This is a genomic window from Glycomyces amatae, from assembly GCF_020991375.1.
Taxonomy (GTDB): Bacteria; Actinomycetota; Actinomycetes; order Mycobacteriales; family Micromonosporaceae; genus Glycomyces; species Glycomyces amatae.
The window spans coordinates 116,407-139,083 of record NZ_JAJLQZ010000013.1; the positions used below are offsets into that span (position 1 = coordinate 116,407).

The following is a 22,677-nucleotide window of genomic DNA, read 5'->3' on the forward strand; positions in this document are numbered from 1 at the left end:
GCGGAAGGGAAGCGACATGAACGACCCGAGTTTCGCGGTCTCCCGGCGCATCGACGCCCCGGTGGCCCGGGTCTGGGACGCCTGGAGGGACCCCGAGCAGATCCGCCGCTGGTGGGGCCCGCAGGGGTTCACCGGCACCACCGCGGAGGTCGACTTCCGCGAGGGCGGCAGGACGCTGGTCGGCATGGCCATGGAGGACGGACCGGAGTTCTTCAACACCTGGACCTACACGGCGATCGTCGACCACGACCGCATCGAGTTCACCTCCCGCTTCGCCGATGAGACGGGCGCCGAGATCGACCCCGCTCAGCTGGGAATGCCCCCGGGCGTCCCGAAGGAGGTCCGCCACGTGGTCGTCTTCCAGGAGCAGGGCGCCGGCACCGAGCTGACGGTCGAGGAGTACGACTACGCGCCCGGCCCGATGCTCGAGCAGTCCCGAACGGGCCAGGAGCAGGTGATGGACAAGATCGCGGCGCTGCTCGCCGCGGCATAGGCGGCGGCCCCGCGCCAGGAGGCGCGGGGCCGCCCGGCACGAACGGAAGGCGACCATGGACTTGACCGCGAACGCGTTCCTCGAGGCGCTGCGGGCGTTCCCCCGCTCCGAGGACCCGGCGGCGACCCACAAGCACTACAAGGGCGCGGCCGAGGTGCTCGGCGTCCGGATGAAGCACCTCTTCGACACCGCCAAGCGGTTCACGGACATGCCCCTGGGCGAGGTCGCGAAGCTGCTCGACGAGCCGGTCTACGAGGCGCGGCTGGGCGCGGTGAGCATCCTCGACTTCAAGGCCCGCCGCAAGCGCCTCGCCGACGAGGAACGCCGGGAGCTCTACGAGCTCTACATGGGCCGCCACCACCGCCTCGACAGCTGGGACTTCGTGGACCGCGCCGCCCCGCGGGTGGTCGGCCGGTACCTGCTGGACAAGCCCCGGGACCCGCTCTACGAACTCGCGCGTTCGAGCGACACGTGGGAGCGGCGCACCGCCGTCACGGCGTCGTTCTGGCTCATCCGCCAAGGCGACGTGGACGACGCCCTGAACCTCGCCGAACTCCTCCTCCGCGACGAGGAACCGCTGGTCCACACCTCGGTGGGCGTGGCGCTACGCGAGATCGGCCAGGTGGACCGAGACCGCCTGGCGGCCTTCCTGCGCGAGCACGCGGGCGAGGTCCCGGCGATCACCTTCCGCTACGCCGCGGAGAAGCTCCCGGCGGCCCTCCGCGAGGAGCTGAGAGCGGCCAATGCTCGCAGAACCTGAGGCCCCCAAGGAGACTCGGAGTCCGTTGGCCGTTCGGGCTGCCGAACGGCGAGGCCGCCCGCCGACCCGTCCCGGACGCCCAGGCGTCAGTAGCGCCCGCGGCGCCGCCGGAGCGGCGCGTCCCTGACGGACCTGACCCGGTCCTGGAAGTCCCGGCGCTCCTTCGCCCGGCGCCGCGCCTCGATCGCCGCCCGCCGCTGCGGCGACTGGAGCCGATACCAGCGCCGGTAGCCCCAGCCCGCGGCCGTCCCGGCGAGGAGCGCCGCGACCGGGGCGCCCCACAGCGGCCGCAGCGCCGGCGCGAGCGGGAACCCGGCGCCGGGGTCCTTGTAGTGCTCGACCGCCCCGGCCCAGGTGATCAGCACGAACCAGACCAGGAGCACGACGCCGAACACCGGAAAGGAGACATGGGTGCTGTCGACGGACGTCTTCCCTTGCGTCCGTTCCATGTCGCGCATCTGCGCGTCGAGTTCCTCCTGCCGTCCGCGGAGCTCGACCGCCTCCCGGACCTCCTCCGCGACGGGCCGGACCGGCCTCGGATCGATCCGCTTGGCCAGCGCCGCGGCCGCCAGGACCGCCGCCGCGAGGAGGACCGCGGCGCCGAGGGGTCCGGCCACGGCGACGGCCAGCGCCGTTCCGAGCCCGCCCATCGGCTACCGCCGCTCCGCGCGGCGCCTGCGCCGCCGGTGCAGGGCGACGAGCCCCGAGACGATCACGGAGACGAGCACGATCGCGACCCCGCAGGCGGCGGCCAGCGCCCACATGGCGAAGGCCAGCCCCCAGCCGGGGACCGTCCACCACGTCTCCGGGTTCATCGCACCCCGCCCGTCGCCGCGGCGGTCCCGGACCGGGGCGACCGCGCACGCCTGCGCGTTCTCGGCCGCGCCGTCCCGGAGCCCCTCACGTGATGGCGATCCACATCGTCTCGGGCCGCTTGCCGTGCCGTTCCCGGTAGGCCGACACGACCTCGTCGGTGACGTCCTCTCCGGCACTGAGGCGGACGAGGAGGGGGACCAGCCAGTGCAGTTCCGCCGCGTCGAACTCCTCTGCGAAGAGCGGGTTCAGCCCGGTCCCCGCTTCGTCGAGCACGGTGCGGAGGCGGACCAGCCCGCCCGCGTTCGCCGCGTGCGGACCGATCGAGAACGCGAGGAACGAGTCCGCGCCGGCCGGATGCAGCCCCACCTCGACGGGGTGCGGGTAGGGGCCGGAGCCGGTGCGCGCGAGTACGAGGAACCGCTGGGGATCGCGTTGCTTCTTCGCCATCCGGCCATCCAATCACGCGCACCGGCCGTCGCCGTCGCGGCGATCGGCGGCCTCGGCGCCGGTGACGCGCAGCCCCGAACCGGCCCGACCGGCGCCCTCATGCAGCGCCCGAGACCGGCTCCGCTCGCTTACCGCTGCGCCCCAAGCCGTTCCAGGAGACCCGCGCCGCCGGCGGACACGCCATGACGGCTTCCGGTCGACTGTCGCCGCGGCCTGCCGGTTCGGTCGTCCGGCCGGTGAACTGCGCAGGCGGCTCCCGTGCCCACCGAGTGCCTACAGCGCGAGCATCGCCGCGGCCACGTCGTCGGCGGCCGCGTCCGGGAGGTCGGTCGCGGCCTGTTCGAGCACGAGCAGCCGGGCGCCGGGGATCTCGCGGGCGAGCGCCTCGCCGTTGCCGACGGGGAAGAACCGGTCGCGGCGGCCGTGCACCACGAGCGTCGGCATCGCGAGCCCGGGCAGGCGCTCGCGCCAGCGCGGCGCGCAGTCGAGCCTGGCGAAGACCATGCCCAGCTGGTTCGCCATCTGGACCGCGGGCCGCGTGCTCGGCGTGCGGTCGAAGATCCGTTCGGCCCTCGCGCGCGCCGCTTCGGGGTCGTCGCCGAGGATCTCCGCGCCGGCGGCGGCGAACCGGGCCACGGCGCCGCGGTCGGACCAGTCGGGCATCGGGATCGCGAACTGGCGCTCCATCGTCTCGGCGTCGTGGTCGGGCAGGTCGTCGTCGACCGGGCCCGGCGCCACGGGCCGCGTCCCGGCGAGCGTGAGGGCCGAGAACGCCTCCGGGTGGTCGAGCGCGGCGACCTGGGCGACCATGCCCCCGACGCCGATGCCCGCCAGGTGCGCGGGCCGGTCGTCGAGTTCGCGGGCGAGCGAGGCGGCGTCGGCGGCGAGGTCGCGCAGCGTGTACGCGGGCGCCTCGGGGTCGACGGTCGTCGACGTGCCGCAGTCGCGCAGGTCGTAGCGCACGACGTGGCGTCCGCCGCGCGCGAGCGCCCGGCAGAGCGGGTCGGGCCAGGAGAGCATGGTGGGGCCGCCCGCGAGCAGCACGAGCGGTGCCGCTGTGTCGCCGAAGTGCTCGACTCCGAGTTCGACGTCCTCTGACATGCACTGCCCCTTTCGATCCGGCGGCCGAGCGGCCGCACTCGTGCAGACGAGGCGCGGAGTCGAAAGTCATCGGTCGGCGGGGCGTGTTCGAGAGCACCGGCCCGGACGCGAGCCGTTCAGCCGGGGAAGTCGGTCTTCGGCCGGTGTGCAGCGCTCAGCGATGGAGGAACGGAGCGGGAGCCCGATCCCGGTGCGCCGCCGGGGCGGGCGGGCCGGTGGTCGGGGGTTCGGGCTCGCGGCGACGAGGACGCCGACGCGCCGCCGCGACCTCGTCGCAGCGGCGCGCTCACTTCTCGGCGGTCAGGCGGGGGGATAGGGGCAGCCCCACTTGTCCTGGGCCCTGACCAGGATGTCCATCGTCTGAGTCGACGTCCCGTCCGTGACGTAGAGGGTGGCCGGGTAGTCACCGTAGTCCAGCGGGGGCAGGTCGACGCCGATCCAGATGGTCCCGATGGACCGGTCGCCGTTGTCGCCGGGCGGGACCGACGTGGTCATCTCGACCTCGGTGCCCTCGGGGAAGCCCTGCACCTCGGCCGTGAGCGTCGTGTCCCAGTGCCCGGAGAGGAAGCCGACGAAGTAGGACCAGTAGGGCCTGTTGGCGGGGATGCAGAGGCGCTGCACGCCGTCGGCCAGCTCCCAGGTCGCCTCCGTGGCGGGCGCCTCGGCCTGGGTGGTCGCCGGAGCCGAAGCCGAGGCGAGCGAGGGGCTGAACGCCAGGCTCATCCCCATGCCGATCGCTACGGCGAGCATCAATCTGAGCGTGCGAGAAACCGATTTCTTCACGAACGTCCTCCGTGTCTCGGTACCGGTGGGACCTCCCCGTCGGGGCGGGTAGCCGGTCGCCCCGAGGTCTCGTGAAAGTCACGCTACAAGACGATTTGCACGGAATCAATTGGTTGAAGCTTCAAATAAAGGATAAACAGTTTCTCTCGCGCCGCGCCGCCGGCCTCAACCGGCGGACGCCTCGGTGAGGGCCCAGGCCGCGTCCAGGATCTGCTCCTGAGTGGCGTCGGAGAGCAGCGCCTGGACGGTGATGTCGGACTCCGGGCCGTAGACGGCGACCGCGCAGCCCATCATGGACGAGGCGGTGCCGTCGTCGCAGCCCAGCACCACGGTCGGGATCGCACCGATCCCCTCGAACCGGGCGTCCTCGATGACCTCCTGGCTCATCGACTCCAGCAGCTCCTCGGTCATCCCCGAGTCGCCCATGGTGGGGGTGACGGTGATCGTGACCAGGGCGCCGGCGTCGCTCCCGGTGTCCCAGGTGCACGAGAGCGAGCCGGCGGCCGAGTCGTCGGCGGACAGCTCGACGCCCGAGACCGCGATGAGCTCGGCCATCGCGGCGGTCACGGTCTCGTCGCCGCAGTCTCCCGCGGGCCCTTCCGATTCCGCCTCGGTCTCCGCCTCGGTCGCCTCGTCGACCGCCTCGACGGCGCCCTCGGTCTCCTCCTCGGCGGGCGCCTCGTCGGACGAGCAGGCCGTGGCAGCCAGGGCGGCGGTGCACACGGCGAGGGCGGCGAGCAGTCGTTTCATGCGGAGGGCTCCTTCTCGGGGGTTCTGGGGGCGTTCGCGAGCACGCGCGTTCCGCCCCATGGTCCGGCTCGGAATGCTAGCAACGGCCGGCTCGCGGATGCGCAGGTAGAAACCATTGCAGTACAAGACATTCCGTGGTGAAACGACGGCCCGGACCCCTGCGGTTCGACCTGGACGGCGGATGCGGTGCGAACCGAAACGCCGAGAGGCCCCGGCCCGAACCGGCAAACCCCGAGCGGGGCGGCGCCGCGGCCGCCCGGATCGGGCGGCCGCTCAGCCGGGGCCGGGCCGGTCGGCGCGCATGGCCCGCAGCAGCGCCGGGACCCCCAGCGCCAGGCCCTCGCGCTCCTCGGGGGTCATGGCCGAGGCCCAGCGCTCGTACCGCCCGTGGAGCGAGTGCGCCGCGCTGCGGTGGAGCCGCCGCCCCTCGGCGGTGATCTCGAGCCGGTAGAGCCGCCGGTTGCCCGGGTCGCGGTGGCGGGTCAGCAGGCCCGCCGCCTCGAGGTCGGCGACCAGGCGGCTCACGCTGCTCTTCTCCAGGTCCAGGCGCTCGGCGAGCTCGCGCTGCGAGATGCCCCCGCCGTGGTCCAGCTCGTGGAGCGCGAACAGCTGCGACACCGACAGCGCCCGGTCGGGGAACAGCCGGTCCATCAGGGCGAACTCGGCGGTGCGCACCAGGTCCAGGAGCAGGTGGTGCAAGTGCTCGGCGTCGGCGCCCATCGTCACTCCTCCATCGGTCGTGCCCTGCGACTGAGCATCGTAACCCCTTCGTCAGTTGTACTCCGCAACCGTATGTCGTAGACTCGAATGAAAGTTGTACAGTACAACCATTGGAGGACCGCCATGCCGCACCACGACCACGCGCACGGCAACCGGCCCATCGAGGGCCGCCACAGCCGCAACTACGACCGGATGGCCCGCCTGCTGATGAAGCCGGTCTACCGCCGGATCGCCGCGGACATCGCGGCGTCCGCCCCGCGGGGCGCCGCGCTGCTCGACATCGGCACCGGCCCGGGCATCCTGCTCCAGGCCCTCCACCGCACCCGCCCCGACCTCCGCCTCTCCGGCGTCGACCTCGCCGCCGACATGGTCGACCTCGCCCGGCGCAACCTCGGCGACCGGGCGGAACTCCACGCCGCCGACGCGGCCGCCCTGCCGTTCGAGGACGACCGCTTCGACCTCGTCGTCTCCAGCTACAGCTCCCACCACTGGGGCGACCCGCGGGCCGGCGCCGACGAGATCGCCCGCGTCCTCAAGAGCGGTGGCCGCCTCCTGAACTACGACTTCCCGCACGCGCCGTGGGACGCCCTGACCGCCTCCGGCCTGGCCGCCGTGCGCCGGAGCCCGTTCAAAGCGGGCTGGACGAGCCTGATCATGAAGACGACCCGCCTCGAAGCCGAGAAGCGGCCCTGACGAGGACCGGCGTCCGCCCGGACCGCGGCGAGCGCGTCATCGCCCCGGCCTGAGCGGTGCCGAGTCCGCGCTCCCCGCCGCCACCGCCGCGTCGTCCGCACCCATGCGCCGACCTATCCGCCAGGAACCCGCGCCCCGCGGCGATGAATTCCACCCGCTTCCCCAGTCTGCACCGGTATAACCGATGAACCGCATCCGAGGAGCGAACCATGACCGCCACCTACACCTTCGACGTCTTCTCCAGCCTCGACGGCTTCGGCTCCGCCGGCGGCGACTGGACCGGCTACTGGGGCAAGCAGGGCCCCGAACTGCTCGGACACCGCCTCGACCTCTACCGCCGGGAGCAGCGGATGGTCTTCGGCGCCAACACGTACCGCGATTTCCAGCAGATGCTCGCGACGAGCACCGAGGAGTCCGAAGTGCGCGACCCGTGGGTCACCCGCATGGTCCACCTGCCCGCCACGGTCGTATCGAGCACCCTCGAAGGCCCCCTGGACTGGCCGGACGCGACCCTCGAGGCCGGCGACGCCCTCGACGTCGTGGCCCGCCTCAAGGCCGAGTCCGAGGTGCCGCTGCGCTCGCACGGCAGCCTGGCGATGAACCGGGCGCTGCTGGGCGCCGGCCTGGTCGACCTCGTCCAGGTCACCGTCTTCCCGGTGATCACCGGCCGCACCGGGGCGGCCCCGATCTTCCAGGGCGCGGCCGACTTCGACCTCGAACTGGTCGAGACCCGCACCCTCGACGGCCGCACCCAGGAACTCGTCTACCGCCCCCACCTCCACGCCTGACCCCGCCGCCCTCCCATGGCGGATCGATGACGGAATCGTGGCGCCGCCGCCTACCGTGCGGCCGTGCACCGATGCCCAGCGCTCCTCCACTCCGCCCGGCCGGAGCGGTGATGGACGAACCCGAGACCGTCGAGCCCCGCGGCCGCCGCCCGGTCCTCGTCGCCGCCGTCGCCGTCGGCACCCTGACGATGTGCGCCACCTTCGCCGGGTCCGTGGTCAACCTCCTCACCGGCACCGCCGCCCTCGCGATCGCCGCCGCCGGGGCGGTCCTGGCGGGCATGGCCTCGATCATCGCCGTGATCGTCTCAGGGGAGCCGGGCGGACCGCCCGAGCGGCGCGCCCCCGCGCAGTGGGCCTGGACCGACGTGGCGCGCCACCCGCTCGAAGCCGTCCGCAACATCCGCCTGCCCCTCGCCTGCGCCCTCGCCACGGCCGCGTCGACGACCGCGCCCCCGGCCGTCACCGCGTCGATCCCCTTGGAGGGTTTCGCGGCCGAGCACGCCGCGATCCTCCTCCCGGCCGCGACCGCGGGCTGGGCGCTCCTCCTCGCGATGGCCGCCCAGAGCTGGAACCTCACCTGGGACGGCGGCGAGGCGCGCCAGAAGGGCGCCGGACTCGACGCGCTGGTCACCTACAGCGCCGCCGCCGGACTCGGCTTCTGGATCGGCACCACGGCCAAGCCGTACCTCGGCCTCCTCATCGCCGCCGCGGCCATGCTCGTCCTCACCGCCGTGGCGGGCCGCATCGAGGACGACTTCTACGCGCACGGCCCCCTGCCGTTCGCCCTCTCCGCCGCCGCCGTCGCCTCGACCGCCTTCGCCGCCTGGCACCACGGCTTCGGCCCCTTCGGCACGGTCTTCGCAGGCCTGGGCGCGGCCGCCGCCGTCACCTTCCCCGCCGCCGTCCGCGCCAAGGCCGCCGACATACCGCCCGGCATCCTCGAGTTCGCCCCCTGCGCGGCCGTCGCCCTCCTCGGCCTCGACGGCAGCCGCTGGTGGTTCGCCGTCGCGGTCCTCATCTTCACCGCCGCCGTCGTCAACTCCGGCGGCGGCACCGACGACGCCCCCGACTTCAAGAAGGGCGCCGCCTTCGTGGCCACCTGGTTCGGCCCCCTCAAGCCGCTCATGGTCCTCTACCTCACCGCGACCGTCCTCGCCTCGACCTACACCGCCCTGGCAATCGCCGTCCCCGAACTCGACTGGAAACTGCCCTGACCCGCCTCGCTGGTGGGCGCCCGAGCGAAGGAAGCGGTTGGGTCGGGCCTCCAGGTCCGATCCGCTCCGCTGCCTCGAATCGCCCGTCGGCACCCGATGTCACCACTGCGGCTGCGGCGCACATCGCCTCACCCGCGGTGCCGGGGCTCGCACTCACTTGAGCGTTGGATCGGCGCCCTCGATCCGCTCGGCCCCGGTGATGGTGAGCAGCACGGCGATCGTGAACAAGGCCAGGAACGCCAGTTGGGCGTACTGCCCTATGAGGATGTACCTCGCCACGGCCTGGTTGCCCCGCTGGAGTGAGACGATGCTGAGCACCCGCAGCGTCGCCACGATGTTGCGCGAGTCGACGGCGTCGTCGACCCAGTGATCCTCCACCATCGCGAACAGCGTGGGGTCGTCGGCGATCTCGTAGACATGGCTGCGCCCGGCCCAGATCCCGCATCCGACCGCGAAGACGAGCGCGAGCATCGCCGCCCCGTACACTCCCTGAAGCCACGTCGAGATGACGTACCGCTGTGTGAACTGCGCGAAGACCCCGATCGCGCCCATGAATGTCAGAAGCACGGTCGAGACGGTGATCAGCGACTGCGCACGCGACTGGTGCGCCTTCCTGCGATCGACCTCGGCGGTGAGCTGCGCGTCGATGAAGGCCGCGTATTCTGCGCCCTGCTGATCGTCGAATGCCGAGTCGCCGCCCTGCTCAGGACGACGTTTTTTCGTCATCGCCGGAAACGCGGCGATTCGACGAACGACGATCCCCGTCATCATCCTCGCGAACATTTTTAGTGCCCACCCAAGACTTGTTCGGAGCAGGCTTTCCGGGCTGTCCTGATTTGGGCGAAGCCCCTTTGCCCGAGGGGGGTTGCTCGGGTTTCTTTTCATTGTTCTTCTTCGGCATGAGCCGATCCTACCGAAAGTCCGATGCCTCTGCTCAACGTGATCTACGAGCCTGGCGGCGCCAGGTCGATGCTGTCCTGATTGACTCAAATTCTTCAATGGTAAATAAGACTTTGCAAATAATTTTCAGCAAACCCTTGCCATTATTTTTCCCCGATGATTCGGTTCTGACAGGCCAGAAACTCCAAGTCACTTCCATTTCACAAAGGCACCCGGCTAATTGATCAACTTCGGCTCTGATAAACATGAGCCTTCTATCTCTCCGCTGAATTCCAGGGGAGAGTCGTCATGGCGTGCCGAGCCGCCCCGTCCCGAAACGAACGGTCATACCGTCGCGGCTCCCACGACCCCTCGGAAAGGAACAACAGTGGCGCTGGACCATGAAACAGTGCAAGTGCAAGTCGGCCAAGGATCGCTGTGGATCGGCAGCGAGGTCTACCCTCTCCGCCAGATCGCCCGCGTGGGCACCCGTCAGCTGGTGGCGAACCGCGCGAACGCCTGGAAGGAGTTCATCGTGCGGGCCGTCCTCGTCGTCATCGTCGGCCTCATCGTGACCGTCGGCTCCGAGCCCGCAGGCATCGCCATCATCCTCATCGGACTCGCGTTGCTGATCTGGCGTCTGGTCAACAAGCTCAACGTGCCGGCGGTGTACGGCCTCGTGCTCAACACCGCCGGCACCGACAGGGCCGCCGTCTGGAGCACGGACGAGGACCAGATCGACAAGCTCGTCCGCCAGCTCACCGAGGCGATCGCCAACCCGGACATGCCCACCAAGACGACCAACATCTACAACGTCGTCAACGACGGCGACGTCAACCAGGTCTTCGGCGGGATCAAGAGCGAGAACGCGAAGGTGGGGCGGTGAGGGGAGAGCACCCCGAGGTGCGCAACTTCGTCCGGAACGGCGACGTCAACCAGGTCTTCGGCGACATCACGGGGCCCTTCCGCATGGGCCGGAACACCGGAGGCCGCGAACCCGAGCCGGAACAGGAGAAGCTTCGGATACTGCTCCTGGGCGCCTCCTCGGAGGGCGACCTACGGGTCGCCCGCGAGCAGAAGCGCATCCGCACCGCGGTCGAGATCGCCTCGCACCGCGACTCGATCGAATTCGACGCCCGACCGGCGGCGACCGCGGACGACCTCCTCGACGGCATCACCGGGTTCCGCCCCCATGTGCTCCACTTCTCCGGGCACGGCGGCGAACACGGGCTCACCTTCGAGATCGAGCGGGACGAGCACCACTACGGTGCTCGTGTCACGGTGGAGGCCTTCGGGTTGGCGCTCGAGGCGACCGATGCGCCGCCGCAGCTGATCCTGCTCAACTCCTGCCGCTCCGCGGCCCTGCTCGACACGCTGCTGGGCGCCCTGACCGATCAGGCGGTCCCGTTCGCGATCGGCATGAACGACAAGATCGGCGACGGCTGCGCGATCGACTACGCCGCGAGGTTCTACGCTTCGATCGCGAACGGCCGGTCCGTCGACGCCTCCCATGCCGCGGGACGGGCGGCGTTGTCGTTCGCGGGCCTGGGCAGGGCGGATCTGCCGACCTTGCAATGCGCCGAAGGGGCCGATCCGAAGTCCGCCGTCCTCGTTCGCCCTCCGGCGGTTTGAGCGGCCCTGCGGGATTCCCCTCGGGGCGCCAGAAACGGCCTCCGGCTTGTGTCGACACAGGCCGGAGGCCGTTTCTGGCGCCCCCCGACAGCGGTTGCAGCGCATCGGCGAGGCCACCCTCGTTCAGATGAGCGAAACCGAGTCGTAACGGTTGATGGCCGAACTTGACTGTTCGCCAGTCTGGCGGTTACGATGAGAAATCATTCTTGTATTTATGACAATAATGAGATGGTCGCCGCTCATCCACCACAGGCCCTCGATACCCCCACGGAGAACCACAGATGACCACCGTCCTCGTCGCCGACAGCCGTCGCTGATCGTCGCGGCGCCACCGAGACCCCCATGACTTCGGAAACCCCTGTTCCCCTGTTCCGGACCTCGCAACCTGAGCGGAGCCGCGGCAGTGACGCGACGGCCCACCTGTGCGCGGCCGCTTATCTCGACCCGGACTTCCGTCTCCAGGTGATCGAGCAGGTCTACGCCCGGCGCGATCGAGCCGTTGCTCCGAATCCGGGCGCCGACGCGGTCCCGGTGCTCCGGCACGTTCGCAGGGCGACGGTGATCGACACCGCAGAGCAAGGAGTCCTCGCCTTGATGCTGGTGTCGTTGCTGACGGCCCCCACCGTCAACAACCTCACGCTCGTGATCGGCTTGTCCGCTTGGCTGCTGGTCGGCCTCAAACTGCGCAAGATCGGTAACGACCTCAAGATCTCCTCCAACCAGCGTCGTATCGAATCCAACAAGATTCTGCGTTGGGCCACTGCGAGACTGACGGTCCGCAGGGCCGGAGTGATCGCCGTCGGCCTGCTGCTCTTCCTCTGGGTCGACTTCCACACCGCAGGCACGCCGATATGGACCTGGCTGGCCATGCTCGGCGCCACCTGCACGGGGTTCGAGTTGGCGCGCATGTACTGCCTGTCTCGGATTCCCGAAGGCATCGCCTCGCGCTCCCGTGCGCGGAAACGGGCCGGCGCCATCGGAAGTGGGCAGCGCTCTTCGCTGATCGTCCGTCCCAGAGACCGGGTCGACCGACACTTCCCCGGATTCGGCAAGAGCCTGGGATCGATCCCGTTCTCGATGCCGCTGCGCCCCGCCGCAGCGTCGGTGGAGACGACCGCGTTCACCGTTGCAGATCTCCACCGCCACCTCAAGCAGCGGATCACCGCCCTCAGCGAGGACTCCACAGCGACCCGAGGCCTGCCCGATCTGGAGGTCGACGAGCAGTGGTTCGTGTCCGATCGCTTCGTCACCGCGCCCGTCACCCGGCTCGTCGACCTCCCTGAGGGCCTCCGTCCCGAGGAAGGATGGGATGCGCTCCCCGACATCCCGGACTCCCCGGTCCGGCAGTATCTCCGCTGCCAGGTGTCGACCCAGGGCGGAGAAACCGTCGGCACCTGCTTCGCTTACTTCGCCCTGCAAGGCGAGACGCTGTACATGCGGCTGTCCCGCTGCGCGCTTCCCGCCACGAGAGAGGACTACCACGTCTTCAGAGGCGGCGCCCTGAACCTGAGGCGGGCAATGGCATGGGCAGGCGTGCTGGCCCTGGCCACCGCCCCGATCGAAGTGCTCCGCAGCCCCTACGACGCGGCGCTCACCGCCTGGCGGGGGCTCAAGCACGGCCTCAGCGGCCGCCCTGCGCTCAGAGGGTGGAGGCATCCCGACTGCGGTGCCCTGACCGGTGTCAGGGAACTCGGATACGACGGCGACGCCGAACACCTCGACCTCTCAGAGGCCTATCAGTACGTCCTCGTCGTCCAGCAGCAGATCCTCGAGGCGCTCAAGGACTTCCTGACCGGTCACGGCATCGACATCAGGACGCTCGACGACCATATGACGGCGATCGTCAACTACGGCGTCATCAACAACGGCGAGATGACCGCGGGAGCCGTCGGTACTGGGGCCCAGGCGACCTCCGGTGCGATCGGCACGGGCAGCAGCGGTGCGGTCCATCAGCAAGCGGGACGCGGGTGACACCGAGCAGGCGCTGCGCCGCATCGTTCGGCCGAACCGTCGATGGCGGCCGCAGGCCGTAGAGGTCAGCCGACGCCGGGGGCCGACCTCGGCAGGCGCTCGATCGGGGTGGTGGCCGGCAGGAGCCGGACGCCCTCCGGGTCGGCGGCCGCGGCCAGGAGCGCCTTGCCCGCGGCGTCCTCGGGGAGGCCGCCCTCGGTGAGGCGGAAGTAGCCCTCCAGGAACCCCCGGATCGGTTCGGCGGCCGCGCGGTCGGGCCCGGCCGTGAGCTGCGGGTCGAGGTGGAGACTGATGAGGAGCATCCCCCAGACGCGCTCGGCGCCGTCGCGGAGCGCGGGCTGGAAGTACGGGAGGTCGAGCACCCGGGCGCCGCGGCGCCCGTAGAAGTCGAAGCGCCGCTTCGGATCGCCCCACTCGGGGTTCGCGGCGGCTTCCGCGGGGTGCTCGATCTCGGCCACGATCGCGCAGGGCCGGTACTGCTCGGCCCACCGCTCGACCACCGCCGCCAGGAGCCTCCCGCCGACGCCGCCCGACCGGTGCGCCGGGTCCACCGCCAGGTACGACAGCAGCTGCACCCGCACGTCCTCGTCCCAGTCGCCGACCGCCGCGCCGAGGCGCCGGCCCCGCTCGTCCTCGGCCACCAGGACCTCCGTCGTGCCCGCGGTGACGCCCGCGGCGATGTCCTCGCGGGAGTCGAGCTCGTGCGGCGGGAAGAACGGTGCCAGGAGGTCCCGGTACACCTCGTCGAGTCCGGCCCCCGGCGACTCGATCCGGACGATGCGCAGTTCGTTCACCGCGTCATTCTCGCACCGGCGCCTCGGTCGGGGCCCGCGGCGCGGGCACCGCGGGGCGCCGTTCGCCCTTCGGCCGCTTCGGGCGGTCGCTCCAGTGCAGGACGACGGCGAACACCACCACCGCCAGCACCGCGATGCCGATCACGGCGATCAATGAGGACGGTTCGAAGCCCACTCTGTCCCCTTGGAGGATCTGGACGCCGCCCGCGATGCCGAAGACCGCGACCGCCCCGAGGATCGCCTGCACCCGCGCCTGGTGCTTCCGGTCCTGCTCGTCCCGCGCGGTCTCGAGGCTCGTCTCGATGTCCGCGGCGAGGTCCTTGATGTGGACTTCGAGGCGGTCGCCGAGCAGTTCCTGGAGCTTGCCGGCGAAGTCGAGCTCCTGCCGGTCGACCTCGGCGGACCGCAGGAGCTTCAGCAGGATCTCGATGTCCTTCGGGGAGGTCATCAGGTTGGGGGAGTGGATGAGCGAGAGGACCGATCTCGCCTCGGCGGCGAAGTTGTGGAGTTCGAGCTGCTCCTCGCGCAGCAGCTTCACGTTGGCGGCCAGGTCCGCGGCGTCGCCGTCGCCGCTGTGCGAGGCGATGAGTTCCTTGACCGTCTTGTGGTGGTCGGCCAGGCGGTCGTGCCAGGCGCTGAACAGGCCGTCGAGGGACCCGACGAACTCGCTGACGGTCTCGAACATGCCGATGATGAAGCTCGGGCTGTCGAGGAACGCGGTCACCGTGGAGTTGACCGTCGACGCGACGAGGTCGCCCTCGCCGCCCACGTCCGCGAGCAGGGACGTCTTGTCGACCGTCGCGCCCGCCCAGTCGCATATCGAGCTGATCCCGTTGGGCACCGCGGGCAGCACGGCCTGGGATCCGAACAGGTCGAGCAGCTCCATGCCGGACTCGACGGGGCGGCGGGCCCCCTCGGGCGCCCCGGGGCCGCGTCCGGCGCTGGCGTCGAAGATCGACAGGAGGACCCGGTACCGGCCCGAGAGCGCCTTGACGGGCTTCCCCGTCTTCCTGGACAGCCAGTCCGCCATGCCCTGCTGAACGTCGCGGGCGAAGTCCGAGAGCCGGTCCCACTGCGCCCCCTCGTCGCAGGCGACGGTGATGACCGCGTGCTCGGCGGCGGCGCGGAACATCGTGAAATGCAGCTCGTGCGGGCCGCAGCCGTCCAGATCGGTCTCCAGCCGGAGGTAGTGGTTGCCCAGTTCGGAGAGGCGCACTTCGGCGTCGAGCTCTGCGATCACTCCGCCGTCCTCATGCCGCAGCACGACGGGGGGCAGCTCGATCGCGGTGCCGCCGAAGCGCCGGTTGAGGTAGTCGGAGCCCGCCCACACGTCGTCGAGCTCGAACGACCGGCGGACGGCCGCGGCCTCGATGCCGGCGATGACGGGGCCGGGGTCGCCGCGTACGGCGCCGACCGCGTCGGCGGCCTCGATGCCGTTGAGGCCGAACGGGTACAGGTACACGACCCTGGCGTCGTCGACCGTGAGCCACTCCCGGTCCGCCGCCGTGGCGATCCGCTCGAGGTTGCGGCGGTGGGCGCGGATCTCGCTCCGGTAGATCCGGTCGTCCGCGAAGTGCTCCTCGGCCTCCCGCAGCGACTCGAGGGCGCCGTCGGGCGCCGGCCGTCCCTCGAGCAGCGCGGTGGCCGTGGCGACCGCGGTCGCGACGGCGCGGTAGTAGTCGACGAGGGATTCGGCCAGTTCCCCGAGCGCCGCCGGGACGGGTTCGAACACGCCTTCGAGGTGCTCGCCGAGGCGGCCGAGCCGCTCGCCGCAGGCGATCGCCCGCCGGATCTCGACGGCCTGCCGGTCCAGTTCGCCCCGGCACAGCGCGGATTCGACCTCGGTCTCGATGATCAGCGACCCGGCCAGTACCGACACGGCGTCGCCGACGGCCCTGGACGGCTCGTCCGCGTGGCGCCGGTGCCTGATCCACTGCTCCCTGAAGGCCCTGAGCGGGCTGGTCAGCCGGTGGAACTGGTAGGTGTGCTCCCAGGCGTCGCTGCACAGCATCCACAGGTACAGGCCCAGCAGCGCCGCGCCCGCGGGGTGGCCGGCCGCCGTGGCGATCGCGGCGCCCACCGCGTCCGCGGCCGCTCGGTCGACTTCGGCCGGAGAGGGCCTGTCCGCCGGATCGGGTTCGGTCTCGGCGTTCCACCGCGGCAGGCTCCAAAGGGCTTGCACGTCGATCTCGAGATCGGTGAGGACTTTCTCGAGGCCTCGGATGCTCTCATCGCGGAATTCGTCGATCGCATTGCGGACCGGGGGTTCGAGCACCGGTCCGGAAGGGGCGTCGGCGAGAGGGGGGTTCGCCATTTTCTGAAGCTAGCACGTATTTCGAGTGTTCAGGGGGCGGAGAAATAACGGTCGACGGTCCTGAGTGGCGCTGGTATGCGGCAGTTGGCGGTCATTTGTCGCGCCGGTCGCGCGACGGATCCGAACGGTTGATCCTGGTATGTCGAGGCCGCAGGGTGCGTCCGCGTGTTTTCCGGTGCCGCCATTCGAGGGAACGCATGCGCGCCGGGCGATTGCGACAGCGACGCGTCATGGGGCCGGCCCCGGCGTCCGCCTCCCACCGGGGCCGCCGCGCGCGGGCCTAGCGGGAGGTCATGCGGCGTCGGATTCGCGCCGAGGCTCCCCATGGGTTGTCGATCGCGTAGCGCCAGCGGCCGTCGGCTCCCCGCCTGGCGACGTCCGTCGCGGTGCCGCGGACGTCGACGTCCCGCCCCTGCGCGTTGCGGCCGGTGATCGCCCAGTCCACGATGAGCAGCGCGAGGTCCCCGTTCACCGACACCGAGCGCGGCTCGACCCGGATGGGCACCCCGAGCGCCATCAGGCCGGCGTTGGCCTCCCGGCGCGCCGCCCCCGAGAGCGCCTGCCCCGCTTCGGTCATGAGGACGCCGTCCGGCTCGTAGACGTGCTCGACCCGGTCGGGGTCGCCGGAGTTGAACGCCGCGGCGAAGACGTGCGGGTGTTGCCACGGGTCATCGGTGAGTGCCACTGTTGTCGAGTCCATGGCAGCGAGTGAATCAGGGGGACGCGTGACTCACCAAACGGTGCGTGACTGGGACCGCGCGCTGGTGCCGACCGGCGCCGGGCGCACGGCCGCGCCGGACCCGGCGTGCCCGGTGGAGGCGGCCCTCGAAGCGGTCCGGGGCCGCTGGACCACCCTGGTCATCCGCGAGCTCCTGCACGGTCCCCGCGGCTACCGGGAGTTCCGCCGCACCCTGCCCGCCTTGAGCGACAAGGTGCTGACCGAGCGGCTGGCGCAGCTGACGGCCCTGGGCCTGGCCGAGCGCGTCGAGACGAGCGGCTTCCCGACCCGGGTCGTCTACCGGCTGACCGCCCGCGGCGAGGCGCTCCGCCCGCTGATGACCGAGCTGTACCGCACCGGCACCGAACTCCTGACCACCCCGGCGCGGTGAACCGGATCGCCGCTACGCGGGCCGGTACGCCCGCAGGAACGCGCGCACGCCCGCCACGATGAGCGGTCGGACGCGGGAGTCCTTGGCGGCGTTGGCGGAACCGAGCCTGCTGAGCGTGACCCCGAAGGTCAGGGCGATGAAGTGGTCGGCCGCGAGCCGCGCGTCCGGGACGTCGAGCAGCCCGGCCTCGGCGAACGCGGCGAACCGCTCGCCCATGGCCTCCTCGGGCGCGTTGGTCAGGGCGCGGTCGTCCGGCTCGGGCAGGTGGCCGGAGGCGGTCCGCACGAACCGCTGGAGCGTCGTGTACTCCGCGGAGTCGAGCATGTCGGTCGCGATCCGCATGGAGAACGCGACCAGGGCCGGCTCCAGCTCGGCGGCGTCGCTGAGGCCCTCGAGCATGTCGTCGATGGTGCGCCGGACCGTGGCCAGCAGTGACTGGCCCACGGCGTCGAAGACCGCGTGCAGCAGGGTCTGCTTGTCCCCGAAGTAGTCGTAGACCGTCCGCTTGGACACCCCGGCGCGGGCGGCCACCGCATCGACGCTCGACCGGTCGAAGCCTTCGGTGAGGAACAACTCACGAGCTGCCGCGAGGATGGCGGCCCTCTTCTGTGCGGACCCCGCACGCAGCGTCTTCTCCGTCGGCATAGGCAGATCCTAACGGACCTCGCGCGGCCTCCCTCCGGTCGCCGTGAGCGGCGGACCCAGAAAATGCACTACACCGTGTAGTGTGAAATCTGGGCGGACGCGGGCCCTCCGGTGCCACGCAGGCGCGGCCGCATCGGACGGCGCCCGCGCTCGCGACCGACGACGAAAGGACGTCCATGACCATGACTCTGGACCCTCCGGTCCGCATCGGGAAACCGGCGATCGGTGCCCTCGGCACCCTCGCCCTCGCCCTCGGCACGCTCCAGGCGGTGGTGGAGCCCTCGCTCCCGCTGCTGCAGCACGACCTCGGGATCGGCCCCGCCGAAGGCTCGCTGATCTTCATCACGCTGCTCATCACCGGCGCGGTCGTCGCGCCCATCGCCGGCAAGCTCGGCGACCGCTACGGCGGCAAGCGGGTCCTCTTGGGGCTCATGGCCCTGGTCTCGGCCGGCGGCCTGCTCTCCAGCCTGGCGCCGAACCTCCCGGTGCTGCTGCTCGGCCAGGTGCTCCAGGGCGCGATGGTCGGCGCGATGCCCCTCTCGTTCATCCTGGTGCGCAAGCACCTCCCGCCGGGCCGGACGCAGGTGGCCGTCGGGCTCGTCAGCGGCCTGTTCACGGGCGGCAGCCTGGTCGGCATGCTGACGGCCGGACCGATCGCGGAAGGGCTGTCCCGGCACTGGATGTTCGCCGTGCCCACCATCGCGATCATCGCCGCGACCCTGACCCTGGCCCGGTTGATGCCGGACGACCCGCCGTCCGCATCGGACGCCAGGATCGACTGGCCCGGCGTCGTGCTCTTGAGCTGCACACTGGTCGCGCTCGTGCTCGGGTTCACGGCGGTGGCCGGCGGCGGCCTGCCGCCGCTCGCGGTCGGCGCCGTCGCCATCGGCGTCGCCGCCCTCGCCACCGCATGGGTCGCCGTCGAACGCCGGGCGCCCTCGCCCATGGTCGACCTGCGCATGCTGGCCGCGCCGGCCATGTGGAGCGCGTGCGCGGCCACCCTGTTCATGAGCCTCGGCTTCGGGATGGCGGTCTACCTCGTCCCGCAGCTGCTCTCGGCCTCGGGCGAAGGGTACGGGTTCGGGGCCGACCCGACCGACATCGGACTGTTCCTGGTGCCTGCCACCGTCGCCGGGGTGGTGGCCGGGACGGTCGCCGGGATCGCGACGCGGCGCTTCGGCCCGCGCGCCGTGATCACCGCGGGCGCCCTCGCCACGGCGGCCGCCCTGATCGCCCTGGCGTCGCTGCACGACGCGACCTGGCACCTGATCGTCGCGCGGGCGCTGACCGGGTTCGCCGTCAGCCTCAGCGCCACGGCGCTGCTCGCCGCCACCGCCACCGCCGTCGCCGCCGAGGACACCGGCATCGCCACCAGCCTGCTCGTCGTGACCCGCGTGGTCGGCGTCGCCCTGGGGGCGCAGATCGCCGGCGCGATCCTCACCGCCGGGACCGACCCGGTCTCGGACCTGCCGACCGAATCGGCCTTCACCACCGGTTTCGCCACCGCCGGCGTCATCGCCGCGCTCTCACTGCTCGTCGTCCGCGCCATGAAGAAGGGAACCCAGGCATGACCTCCACCCACAGCACTCCGAGGCGCACGGTCCTGATCTCCGGGGCCAGCATCGCCGGACCCGCGCTGGCGTACTGGCTGCACCGGTACGGATTCGCGGTCACCGTCGTGGAGAAGGCGAGCGCGCCGCGCGGCGGCGGCTACCCGATCGACGTGCGCGGCACCGCGATAGAGGTGGTCCGGCGGATGGGGGTGCTGCCGCGGCTGCGAGAGGCCCGCATCGAGTCGCAGCGGGTCACCTTCCTCGGCCCCGACGGCGGCGAAGTGGCCACGGTCGCGCCGCACGACCTCGCCGGGAGCGTCGAGGGACGCGACCTCGAAGTCGCCCGCGGCGACCTGACGGCGATCCTCTACGCGGCGGTCGCGGACGACGTGGAGTTCCTCTTCGACGACTCCATCGACACCCTCGACCAGTCCGGAGGCGGCGTCGACGTCGCCTTCCGCGGCGGCGGACGGCGCACCTTCGACCTGGTGGTCGGCGCCGACGGCATGCACTCGCGCACCCGCAGGCTCCTGCTCGGCCCCGAAGGGCCGTTCCAGCGCTACCTCGGCTACTGCTTCGCCGTGTTCACCATGCCCAACGCCTTCGGACTCTCCCGCGAGCTCATGATGTGGAACGCGCCCGGCAGGGCCGCGGCGCTCTACGCCACCGGCGAGGACGACGCGACGCTGCACGCCTTCCTGAACTTCCACCTGCCGGAGCCGCCGGAGGCCTTCCGCGACCCCGAGACCCAGGTGAAACTGGTCGCCGAGGCCTTCGCCGACGCCGGATGGGAGGTCCCCGGGATCATCGACGCCATGCGCGGGGCGGACGACCTGTTCTGCGACACGGTCGGCCAGATCCGCCTGCCCGCCTGGTCGGGCGGCCGGGTCGCGCTCGTCGGGGACGCCGCGTACGCGCCGTCGTTCCTGACCGGGCAGGGCACCAGCCTCGCGCTGGTGGGCGCCTACATGCTCGCCCGCGCCCTGGCCGCGGACCCGGACCACGCCGCGGCCTTCGCCGCCTACGAGTCCGGTACCCGGGCGTTCGCCACCGCCAACCAGGCGCTGGTCGACCACGGCACGGCCGGGCTCTTCCCGACCACCGCGCAGGCCCTGGAGCAGCGCAACGCCAGGCTCCGCGACCTCGTCGCCATGCCCGCCCCGGCGGAGCGGGCGGCGTACTCGGCCCTGGCGCTGCCGGAGCCGTGGTGACGGCGTCCCCGCCGCCTCACAGCGGCCGCGGCGGGTTCGGCTCGCCGGGTATCGGCCGTGTCGGGTCGGGCTCCCCGGGCTCGGGGTACGGGCGCATCGGATCGGGCCGGTTCGGCTCCGGGATCGGCTGCACCGGGTCGGGCTCGTTCGGCGGCGGGACCGGCTGCGCCGGATCGGGCGTGCCCGGCTCCCCCGGGAAGGGCCCGCCCGGCACGGGCTCGTCCTGCTCGCCGCCGTGATTCGTGTGTCGATCAGACATGTCGCTCCCTCTGCTAGGGCCGAGGGGTACCCGGCCTGCGGTCGCCCATGCCGTCGCCCCGCCGGCCCCCGTCCAGCTCCTCCGCCCACGCCTGCCGCGCGCCCGCCTCAGCCGCTTCGGAATCCCCATCGGCACCGGAATACCCCGCCCGCCGACGGGCGACACCGGAAGCGGTGGCACGGCGCGAGGCGGACCCGCGGCGAAGGCCCTCCCGGAGAGGGCCCTCGCCGCGGAGCTCAGCGCTCGTAGATCGGTTGGCCCATCCACCAGTTGCCGGGGTCCTGGGGGTCGGTGCTCGACCAGTATTCGACCACCGCGTTGACGAACTCCTCGGCGGTGAGGCGGTCGTCGCGGTCGAGGTAGGCGAAGGCCTTGTCGATGTCGTCCTGGCCCAGGCCGGGGGAGTGCGAGCGCTGGAACGCGGCGAACTCCTCGACGCTCACCTCGCCGTCGCCGTCGATGTCGGCGATCGAGAGGTAGGTCCGCCCGAGCGCGCCCAGGGTGGCCTCGGCGGCGGCGGGGTCGGTGGCGAGGCTCCGGGTGGAGGCGACGAACGACGCCTTGTCGATGTCCTCGCGGCCCTCCGGGAGGTGCGGGCGGTGCAGGTCGTTCCAGATGAACACGAAGGCGGCGACGGCCCGGGCCTCCTCGGGGGAGCCGTCCGCGTGCCCCAGTCCCGCGGCGGCGCGCTTGCCCATCATGGCGTGGTCGTCCTCGTTGAGCCGGCCGCTGCCGTCGGCGTCCAGGTGGTCGAATCCGTGCTCGATCTTCGCGGTCAGGATGTCATCGGTCATGCGAGCGCCTCCACTGGTGTCGGTGCCTGCCTTCGAGACGATCTGAATTCGCATAACAGACAAAACTGTCAAACCATGCTTTCGTATGAGCCGAGCTCGAATGCGTCCGCCGGACGAGTCCGCTCCCCGGACGGCGGTCCCGCGCGACCGCCTGACGGCCGCCGCCCGCGTCCGTCCGGGGAGCGCTCGCCGCGAGCCTCGTCGACGTGGATCGGTACGGGCGGAGTACGGGTTCTCGTGTCAGATCCGCTCGACCGGTCGGACCTAGTCTCAACGGGCGGGTCGGCTTCTCGGCGACCAGAAGGAGCCGGCAGCGGACCGAACCGCACGAGCCATACCCCCCGAAGGAGACTCACATGGCTGATCAGACCGAAGGACCGAGCCCCTCCCGGCGCCGCATGCTCCAGGCGGCGCTGGTCCTCCCGGCGGCTGCGGCGGCCGCCGCCGTCGGCGGCGCGAGCCCCGCCCACGCGGCCTACAACGGCAACATCAAGCGCTCCCGTGTGATCACGCGCGCGCGGTACTGGTACGACCGCAACGTCGACTACAACGGCAGCAGCTACACCCGGGACTGGGAAGGCGACCACACCTACCGCCAGGACTGCTCGGGGTTCGTCTCGCAGTGCTGGCACACCGCCGGCAGCTACAGCACGCGGAGCCTCCCCGAGATCTCCCGGCAGAAGCCGTGGGACAACCTCAAGCCCGGCGACATCCTCAACAAGGCCGCGGCATACCCCAACGGACACGTCATGCTGTTCGAGAAGTGGAGCGGAGAGGGGCCCGGACTGATCCGAGCCTACGAGCTGACGACCGCCGTCGACGGCATGCGGTGCAAAACGTACGCGGTCTCCGATCTGCGGGCCCGCGGCTATGTTCCCCGCCAGTACCACAGGATCGTCGCCGGCTGACCGGCGAGCGGTCCCCGCCGGTGCATCGTGTCCGATGCACCGG

26 protein-coding genes are annotated in these 22,677 nt (G+C 71.5%); 12 read left to right on the plus strand and 14 right to left on the minus strand.

The genetic code is table 11. The annotated features are described in order from the left end of the window. The first annotated feature begins 16 nt into the window (after positions 1 to 16). Positions 17 to 493, plus strand: coding sequence for an SRPBCC family protein (locus tag LO763_RS19235; RefSeq protein ID WP_230787439.1), 477 nt, complete (start codon positions 17 to 19; stop codon positions 491 to 493). 55 nt (positions 494 to 548) lie between these two features. Beyond that, entirely contained in the window at positions 549 to 1,253 is a 705-nt protein-coding gene (locus tag LO763_RS19240; RefSeq protein WP_230787443.1) for a DNA alkylation repair protein, read from the plus strand. Between the two features lie 86 nt (positions 1,254 to 1,339). On the opposite strand, the gene LO763_RS19245 is transcribed toward LO763_RS19240, so the two are convergent. The 7 genes from LO763_RS19245 to LO763_RS19275 all read right to left on the minus strand — a co-directional run bounded on the left by LO763_RS19245 (position 1,340) and on the right by LO763_RS19275 (position 5,870). Further along, the gene (locus LO763_RS19245) at positions 1,340 to 1,903 is read right to left on the minus strand and encodes a hypothetical protein (protein ID WP_230787445.1); all 564 of its coding nucleotides are present in this window, start codon (positions 1,901 to 1,903) and stop codon (positions 1,340 to 1,342) included. A gap of 3 nt (positions 1,904 to 1,906) precedes the next feature. Then, positions 1,907 to 2,068 (minus strand): hypothetical protein, encoded by a 162-nt coding sequence (locus LO763_RS19250; protein ID WP_230787447.1) that lies wholly within the window; start codon positions 2,066 to 2,068, stop codon positions 1,907 to 1,909. Between the two features lie 85 nt (positions 2,069 to 2,153). Further along, a complete protein-coding gene (locus tag LO763_RS19255) occupies positions 2,154 to 2,516 on the minus strand; it encodes a hypothetical protein (protein ID WP_230787450.1) in 363 nt (120 codons plus the stop codon). 273 nt (positions 2,517 to 2,789) lie between these two features. Continuing rightward, entirely contained in the window at positions 2,790 to 3,617 is an 828-nt protein-coding gene (locus LO763_RS19260) for an alpha/beta fold hydrolase (RefSeq protein WP_230787452.1), read from the minus strand. A 300-nt stretch (positions 3,618 to 3,917) separates the two neighbouring features. Further along, positions 3,918 to 4,367 (minus strand): DUF5980 family protein, encoded by a 450-nt coding sequence (locus LO763_RS19265; RefSeq protein ID WP_230787454.1) that lies wholly within the window; start codon positions 4,365 to 4,367, stop codon positions 3,918 to 3,920. Between the two features lie 198 nt (positions 4,368 to 4,565). Then, positions 4,566 to 5,150 carry a hypothetical protein gene (locus tag LO763_RS19270; protein WP_230787460.1) on the minus strand — a complete coding sequence of 195 codons (585 nt, stop codon included), beginning with the start codon at positions 5,148 to 5,150 and terminating at the stop codon, positions 4,566 to 4,568. A 273-nt stretch (positions 5,151 to 5,423) separates the two neighbouring features. Continuing rightward, a complete protein-coding gene (locus LO763_RS19275) occupies positions 5,424 to 5,870 on the minus strand; it encodes a MarR family winged helix-turn-helix transcriptional regulator (RefSeq protein ID WP_230787463.1) in 447 nt (148 codons plus the stop codon). Between the two features lie 87 nt (positions 5,871 to 5,957). Here LO763_RS19275 and LO763_RS19280 point away from each other — a divergent pair, with 87 nt between their 5' ends. The 3 genes from LO763_RS19280 to LO763_RS19290 all read left to right on the plus strand — a co-directional run bounded on the left by LO763_RS19280 (position 5,958) and on the right by LO763_RS19290 (position 8,565). Beyond that, on the plus strand, positions 5,958 to 6,563 hold the full coding sequence (locus LO763_RS19280; RefSeq protein WP_230787465.1) for a class I SAM-dependent methyltransferase: 606 nt from the start codon (positions 5,958 to 5,960) through the stop codon (positions 6,561 to 6,563). Positions 6,564 to 6,772: 209 nt separating this feature from the next. After that, entirely contained in the window at positions 6,773 to 7,351 is a 579-nt protein-coding gene (locus tag LO763_RS19285) for a dihydrofolate reductase family protein (protein WP_230787468.1), read from the plus strand. A 110-nt stretch (positions 7,352 to 7,461) separates the two neighbouring features. Continuing rightward, positions 7,462 to 8,565 carry a hypothetical protein gene (locus LO763_RS19290; protein WP_230787471.1) on the plus strand — a complete coding sequence of 368 codons (1,104 nt, stop codon included), beginning with the start codon at positions 7,462 to 7,464 and terminating at the stop codon, positions 8,563 to 8,565. A 153-nt stretch (positions 8,566 to 8,718) separates the two neighbouring features. Here the strand turns inward: LO763_RS19290 and LO763_RS19295 are convergent, their stop codons facing one another. After that, positions 8,719 to 9,336 carry a hypothetical protein gene (locus tag LO763_RS19295; RefSeq protein ID WP_230787474.1) on the minus strand — a complete coding sequence of 206 codons (618 nt, stop codon included), beginning with the start codon at positions 9,334 to 9,336 and terminating at the stop codon, positions 8,719 to 8,721. Between the two features lie 517 nt (positions 9,337 to 9,853). On the opposite strand from LO763_RS19295, the gene LO763_RS19300 reads away from it, so the two are divergent. The 3 genes from LO763_RS19300 to LO763_RS19310 all read left to right on the plus strand — a co-directional run bounded on the left by LO763_RS19300 (position 9,854) and on the right by LO763_RS19310 (position 13,047). After that, the gene (locus tag LO763_RS19300) at positions 9,854 to 10,330 is read left to right on the plus strand and encodes a DUF6232 family protein (RefSeq protein ID WP_230787476.1); all 477 of its coding nucleotides are present in this window, start codon (positions 9,854 to 9,856) and stop codon (positions 10,328 to 10,330) included. Further along, complete coding sequence (locus tag LO763_RS19305) at positions 10,327 to 11,076, plus strand: CHAT domain-containing protein (protein ID WP_230787478.1); 750 nt, start codon at positions 10,327 to 10,329, stop codon at positions 11,074 to 11,076. The genes LO763_RS19300 and LO763_RS19305 overlap by 4 nt, the downstream gene beginning before the upstream one ends. 342 nt (positions 11,077 to 11,418) lie before the next feature. After that, on the plus strand, positions 11,419 to 13,047 hold the full coding sequence (locus LO763_RS19310) for an AbeC-like domain-containing protein (RefSeq protein WP_230787479.1): 1,629 nt from the start codon (positions 11,419 to 11,421) through the stop codon (positions 13,045 to 13,047). A 65-nt stretch (positions 13,048 to 13,112) separates the two neighbouring features. Here the strand turns inward: LO763_RS19310 and LO763_RS19315 are convergent, their stop codons facing one another. From LO763_RS19315 to LO763_RS19325, 3 genes are all read right to left on the minus strand, one after another. Then, positions 13,113 to 13,841 (minus strand): GNAT family N-acetyltransferase, encoded by a 729-nt coding sequence (locus LO763_RS19315; protein WP_230787482.1) that lies wholly within the window; start codon positions 13,839 to 13,841, stop codon positions 13,113 to 13,115. 4 nt (positions 13,842 to 13,845) lie between these two features. Further along, positions 13,846 to 16,155 (minus strand): hypothetical protein, encoded by a 2,310-nt coding sequence (locus LO763_RS19320; protein WP_230787487.1) that lies wholly within the window; start codon positions 16,153 to 16,155, stop codon positions 13,846 to 13,848. Positions 16,156 to 16,435: 280 nt separating this feature from the next. After that, entirely contained in the window at positions 16,436 to 16,855 is a 420-nt protein-coding gene (locus LO763_RS19325) for a YybH family protein (RefSeq protein ID WP_230787489.1), read from the minus strand. Between the two features lie 25 nt (positions 16,856 to 16,880). Between LO763_RS19325 and LO763_RS19330 the strand changes: the two genes are divergently transcribed. Further along, entirely contained in the window at positions 16,881 to 17,264 is a 384-nt protein-coding gene (locus LO763_RS19330; RefSeq protein ID WP_230787496.1) for a winged helix-turn-helix transcriptional regulator, read from the plus strand. Positions 17,265 to 17,276: 12 nt separating this feature from the next. Here the strand turns inward: LO763_RS19330 and LO763_RS19335 are convergent, their stop codons facing one another. After that, positions 17,277 to 17,909: a TetR/AcrR family transcriptional regulator gene (locus LO763_RS19335; protein ID WP_230787499.1), complete on the minus strand. Its 633-nt coding sequence runs from the start codon at positions 17,907 to 17,909 to the stop codon at positions 17,277 to 17,279. Positions 17,910 to 18,085: 176 nt separating this feature from the next. Here LO763_RS19335 and LO763_RS19340 point away from each other — a divergent pair, with 176 nt between their 5' ends. Further along, the gene (locus tag LO763_RS19340; RefSeq protein WP_230787502.1) at positions 18,086 to 19,480 is read left to right on the plus strand and encodes an MFS transporter; all 1,395 of its coding nucleotides are present in this window, start codon (positions 18,086 to 18,088) and stop codon (positions 19,478 to 19,480) included. Then, positions 19,477 to 20,673 (plus strand): FAD-dependent monooxygenase, encoded by a 1,197-nt coding sequence (locus tag LO763_RS19345; protein ID WP_230787504.1) that lies wholly within the window; start codon positions 19,477 to 19,479, stop codon positions 20,671 to 20,673. Before LO763_RS19340 ends, LO763_RS19345 begins: the two co-directional genes overlap by 4 nt. A gap of 16 nt (positions 20,674 to 20,689) precedes the next feature. Here the strand turns inward: LO763_RS19345 and LO763_RS19350 are convergent, their stop codons facing one another. Continuing rightward, entirely contained in the window at positions 20,690 to 20,932 is a 243-nt protein-coding gene (locus tag LO763_RS19350) for a hypothetical protein (RefSeq protein ID WP_230787507.1), read from the minus strand. 236 nt (positions 20,933 to 21,168) lie between these two features. Continuing rightward, positions 21,169 to 21,726 carry an EF-hand domain-containing protein gene (locus LO763_RS19355; RefSeq protein ID WP_230787509.1) on the minus strand — a complete coding sequence of 186 codons (558 nt, stop codon included), beginning with the start codon at positions 21,724 to 21,726 and terminating at the stop codon, positions 21,169 to 21,171. 356 nt (positions 21,727 to 22,082) lie between these two features. Here LO763_RS19355 and LO763_RS19360 point away from each other — a divergent pair, with 356 nt between their 5' ends. After that, positions 22,083 to 22,634, plus strand: a complete 552-nt coding sequence (locus tag LO763_RS19360) for an NlpC/P60 family protein (protein WP_230787511.1) — start codon at positions 22,083 to 22,085, stop codon at positions 22,632 to 22,634. Positions 22,635 to 22,677: the final 43 nt, after the last annotated feature.

What these genes read in the sequence shown, in the direction of transcription:
- LO763_RS19335 (WP_230787499.1), bottom strand. Translation starts at nt 17,909, where the DNA reads ATGCCGACGGAGAAGACGCTGCGTGCGGGGTCCGCACAGAAGAGGGCC.
- LO763_RS19260 (WP_230787452.1), bottom strand. Translation starts at nt 3,617, where the DNA reads ATGTCAGAGGACGTCGAACTCGGAGTCGAGCACTTCGGCGACACAGCG.
- LO763_RS19270 (WP_230787460.1), bottom strand. Translation starts at nt 5,150, where the DNA reads ATGAAACGACTGCTCGCCGCCCTCGCCGTGTGCACCGCCGCCCTGGCT.
- LO763_RS19250 (WP_230787447.1), bottom strand. Translation starts at nt 2,068, where the DNA reads ATGAACCCGGAGACGTGGTGGACGGTCCCCGGCTGGGGGCTGGCCTTC.
- LO763_RS19280 (WP_230787465.1), top strand. Translation starts at nt 5,958, where the DNA reads ATGAAAGTTGTACAGTACAACCATTGGAGGACCGCCATGCCGCACCAC.
- LO763_RS19240 (WP_230787443.1), top strand. Translation starts at nt 549, where the DNA reads ATGGACTTGACCGCGAACGCGTTCCTCGAGGCGCTGCGGGCGTTCCCC.
- LO763_RS19265 (WP_230787454.1), bottom strand. Translation starts at nt 4,367, where the DNA reads ATGCTCGCCGTAGCGATCGGCATGGGGATGAGCCTGGCGTTCAGCCCC.
- LO763_RS19290 (WP_230787471.1), top strand. Translation starts at nt 7,462, where the DNA reads ATGGACGAACCCGAGACCGTCGAGCCCCGCGGCCGCCGCCCGGTCCTC.
- LO763_RS19285 (WP_230787468.1), top strand. Translation starts at nt 6,773, where the DNA reads ATGACCGCCACCTACACCTTCGACGTCTTCTCCAGCCTCGACGGCTTC.
- LO763_RS19255 (WP_230787450.1), bottom strand. Translation starts at nt 2,516, where the DNA reads ATGGCGAAGAAGCAACGCGATCCCCAGCGGTTCCTCGTACTCGCGCGC.
- LO763_RS19235 (WP_230787439.1), top strand. Translation starts at nt 17, where the DNA reads ATGAACGACCCGAGTTTCGCGGTCTCCCGGCGCATCGACGCCCCGGTG.
- LO763_RS19295 (WP_230787474.1), bottom strand. Translation starts at nt 9,336, where the DNA reads ATGATGACGGGGATCGTCGTTCGTCGAATCGCCGCGTTTCCGGCGATG.
- LO763_RS19355 (WP_230787509.1), bottom strand. Translation starts at nt 21,726, where the DNA reads ATGACCGATGACATCCTGACCGCGAAGATCGAGCACGGATTCGACCAC.
- LO763_RS19320 (WP_230787487.1), bottom strand. Translation starts at nt 16,155, where the DNA reads ATGGCGAACCCCCCTCTCGCCGACGCCCCTTCCGGACCGGTGCTCGAA.
- LO763_RS19245 (WP_230787445.1), bottom strand. Translation starts at nt 1,903, where the DNA reads ATGGGCGGGCTCGGAACGGCGCTGGCCGTCGCCGTGGCCGGACCCCTC.
- LO763_RS19340 (WP_230787502.1), top strand. Translation starts at nt 18,086, where the DNA reads ATGACCATGACTCTGGACCCTCCGGTCCGCATCGGGAAACCGGCGATC.
- LO763_RS19275 (WP_230787463.1), bottom strand. Translation starts at nt 5,870, where the DNA reads ATGGGCGCCGACGCCGAGCACTTGCACCACCTGCTCCTGGACCTGGTG.
- LO763_RS19325 (WP_230787489.1), bottom strand. Translation starts at nt 16,855, where the DNA reads ATGGACTCGACAACAGTGGCACTCACCGATGACCCGTGGCAACACCCG.
- LO763_RS19345 (WP_230787504.1), top strand. Translation starts at nt 19,477, where the DNA reads ATGACCTCCACCCACAGCACTCCGAGGCGCACGGTCCTGATCTCCGGG.
- LO763_RS19310 (WP_230787479.1), top strand. Translation starts at nt 11,419, where the DNA reads ATGACTTCGGAAACCCCTGTTCCCCTGTTCCGGACCTCGCAACCTGAG.
- LO763_RS19360 (WP_230787511.1), top strand. Translation starts at nt 22,083, where the DNA reads ATGGCTGATCAGACCGAAGGACCGAGCCCCTCCCGGCGCCGCATGCTC.
- LO763_RS19350 (WP_230787507.1), bottom strand. Translation starts at nt 20,932, where the DNA reads ATGTCTGATCGACACACGAATCACGGCGGCGAGCAGGACGAGCCCGTG.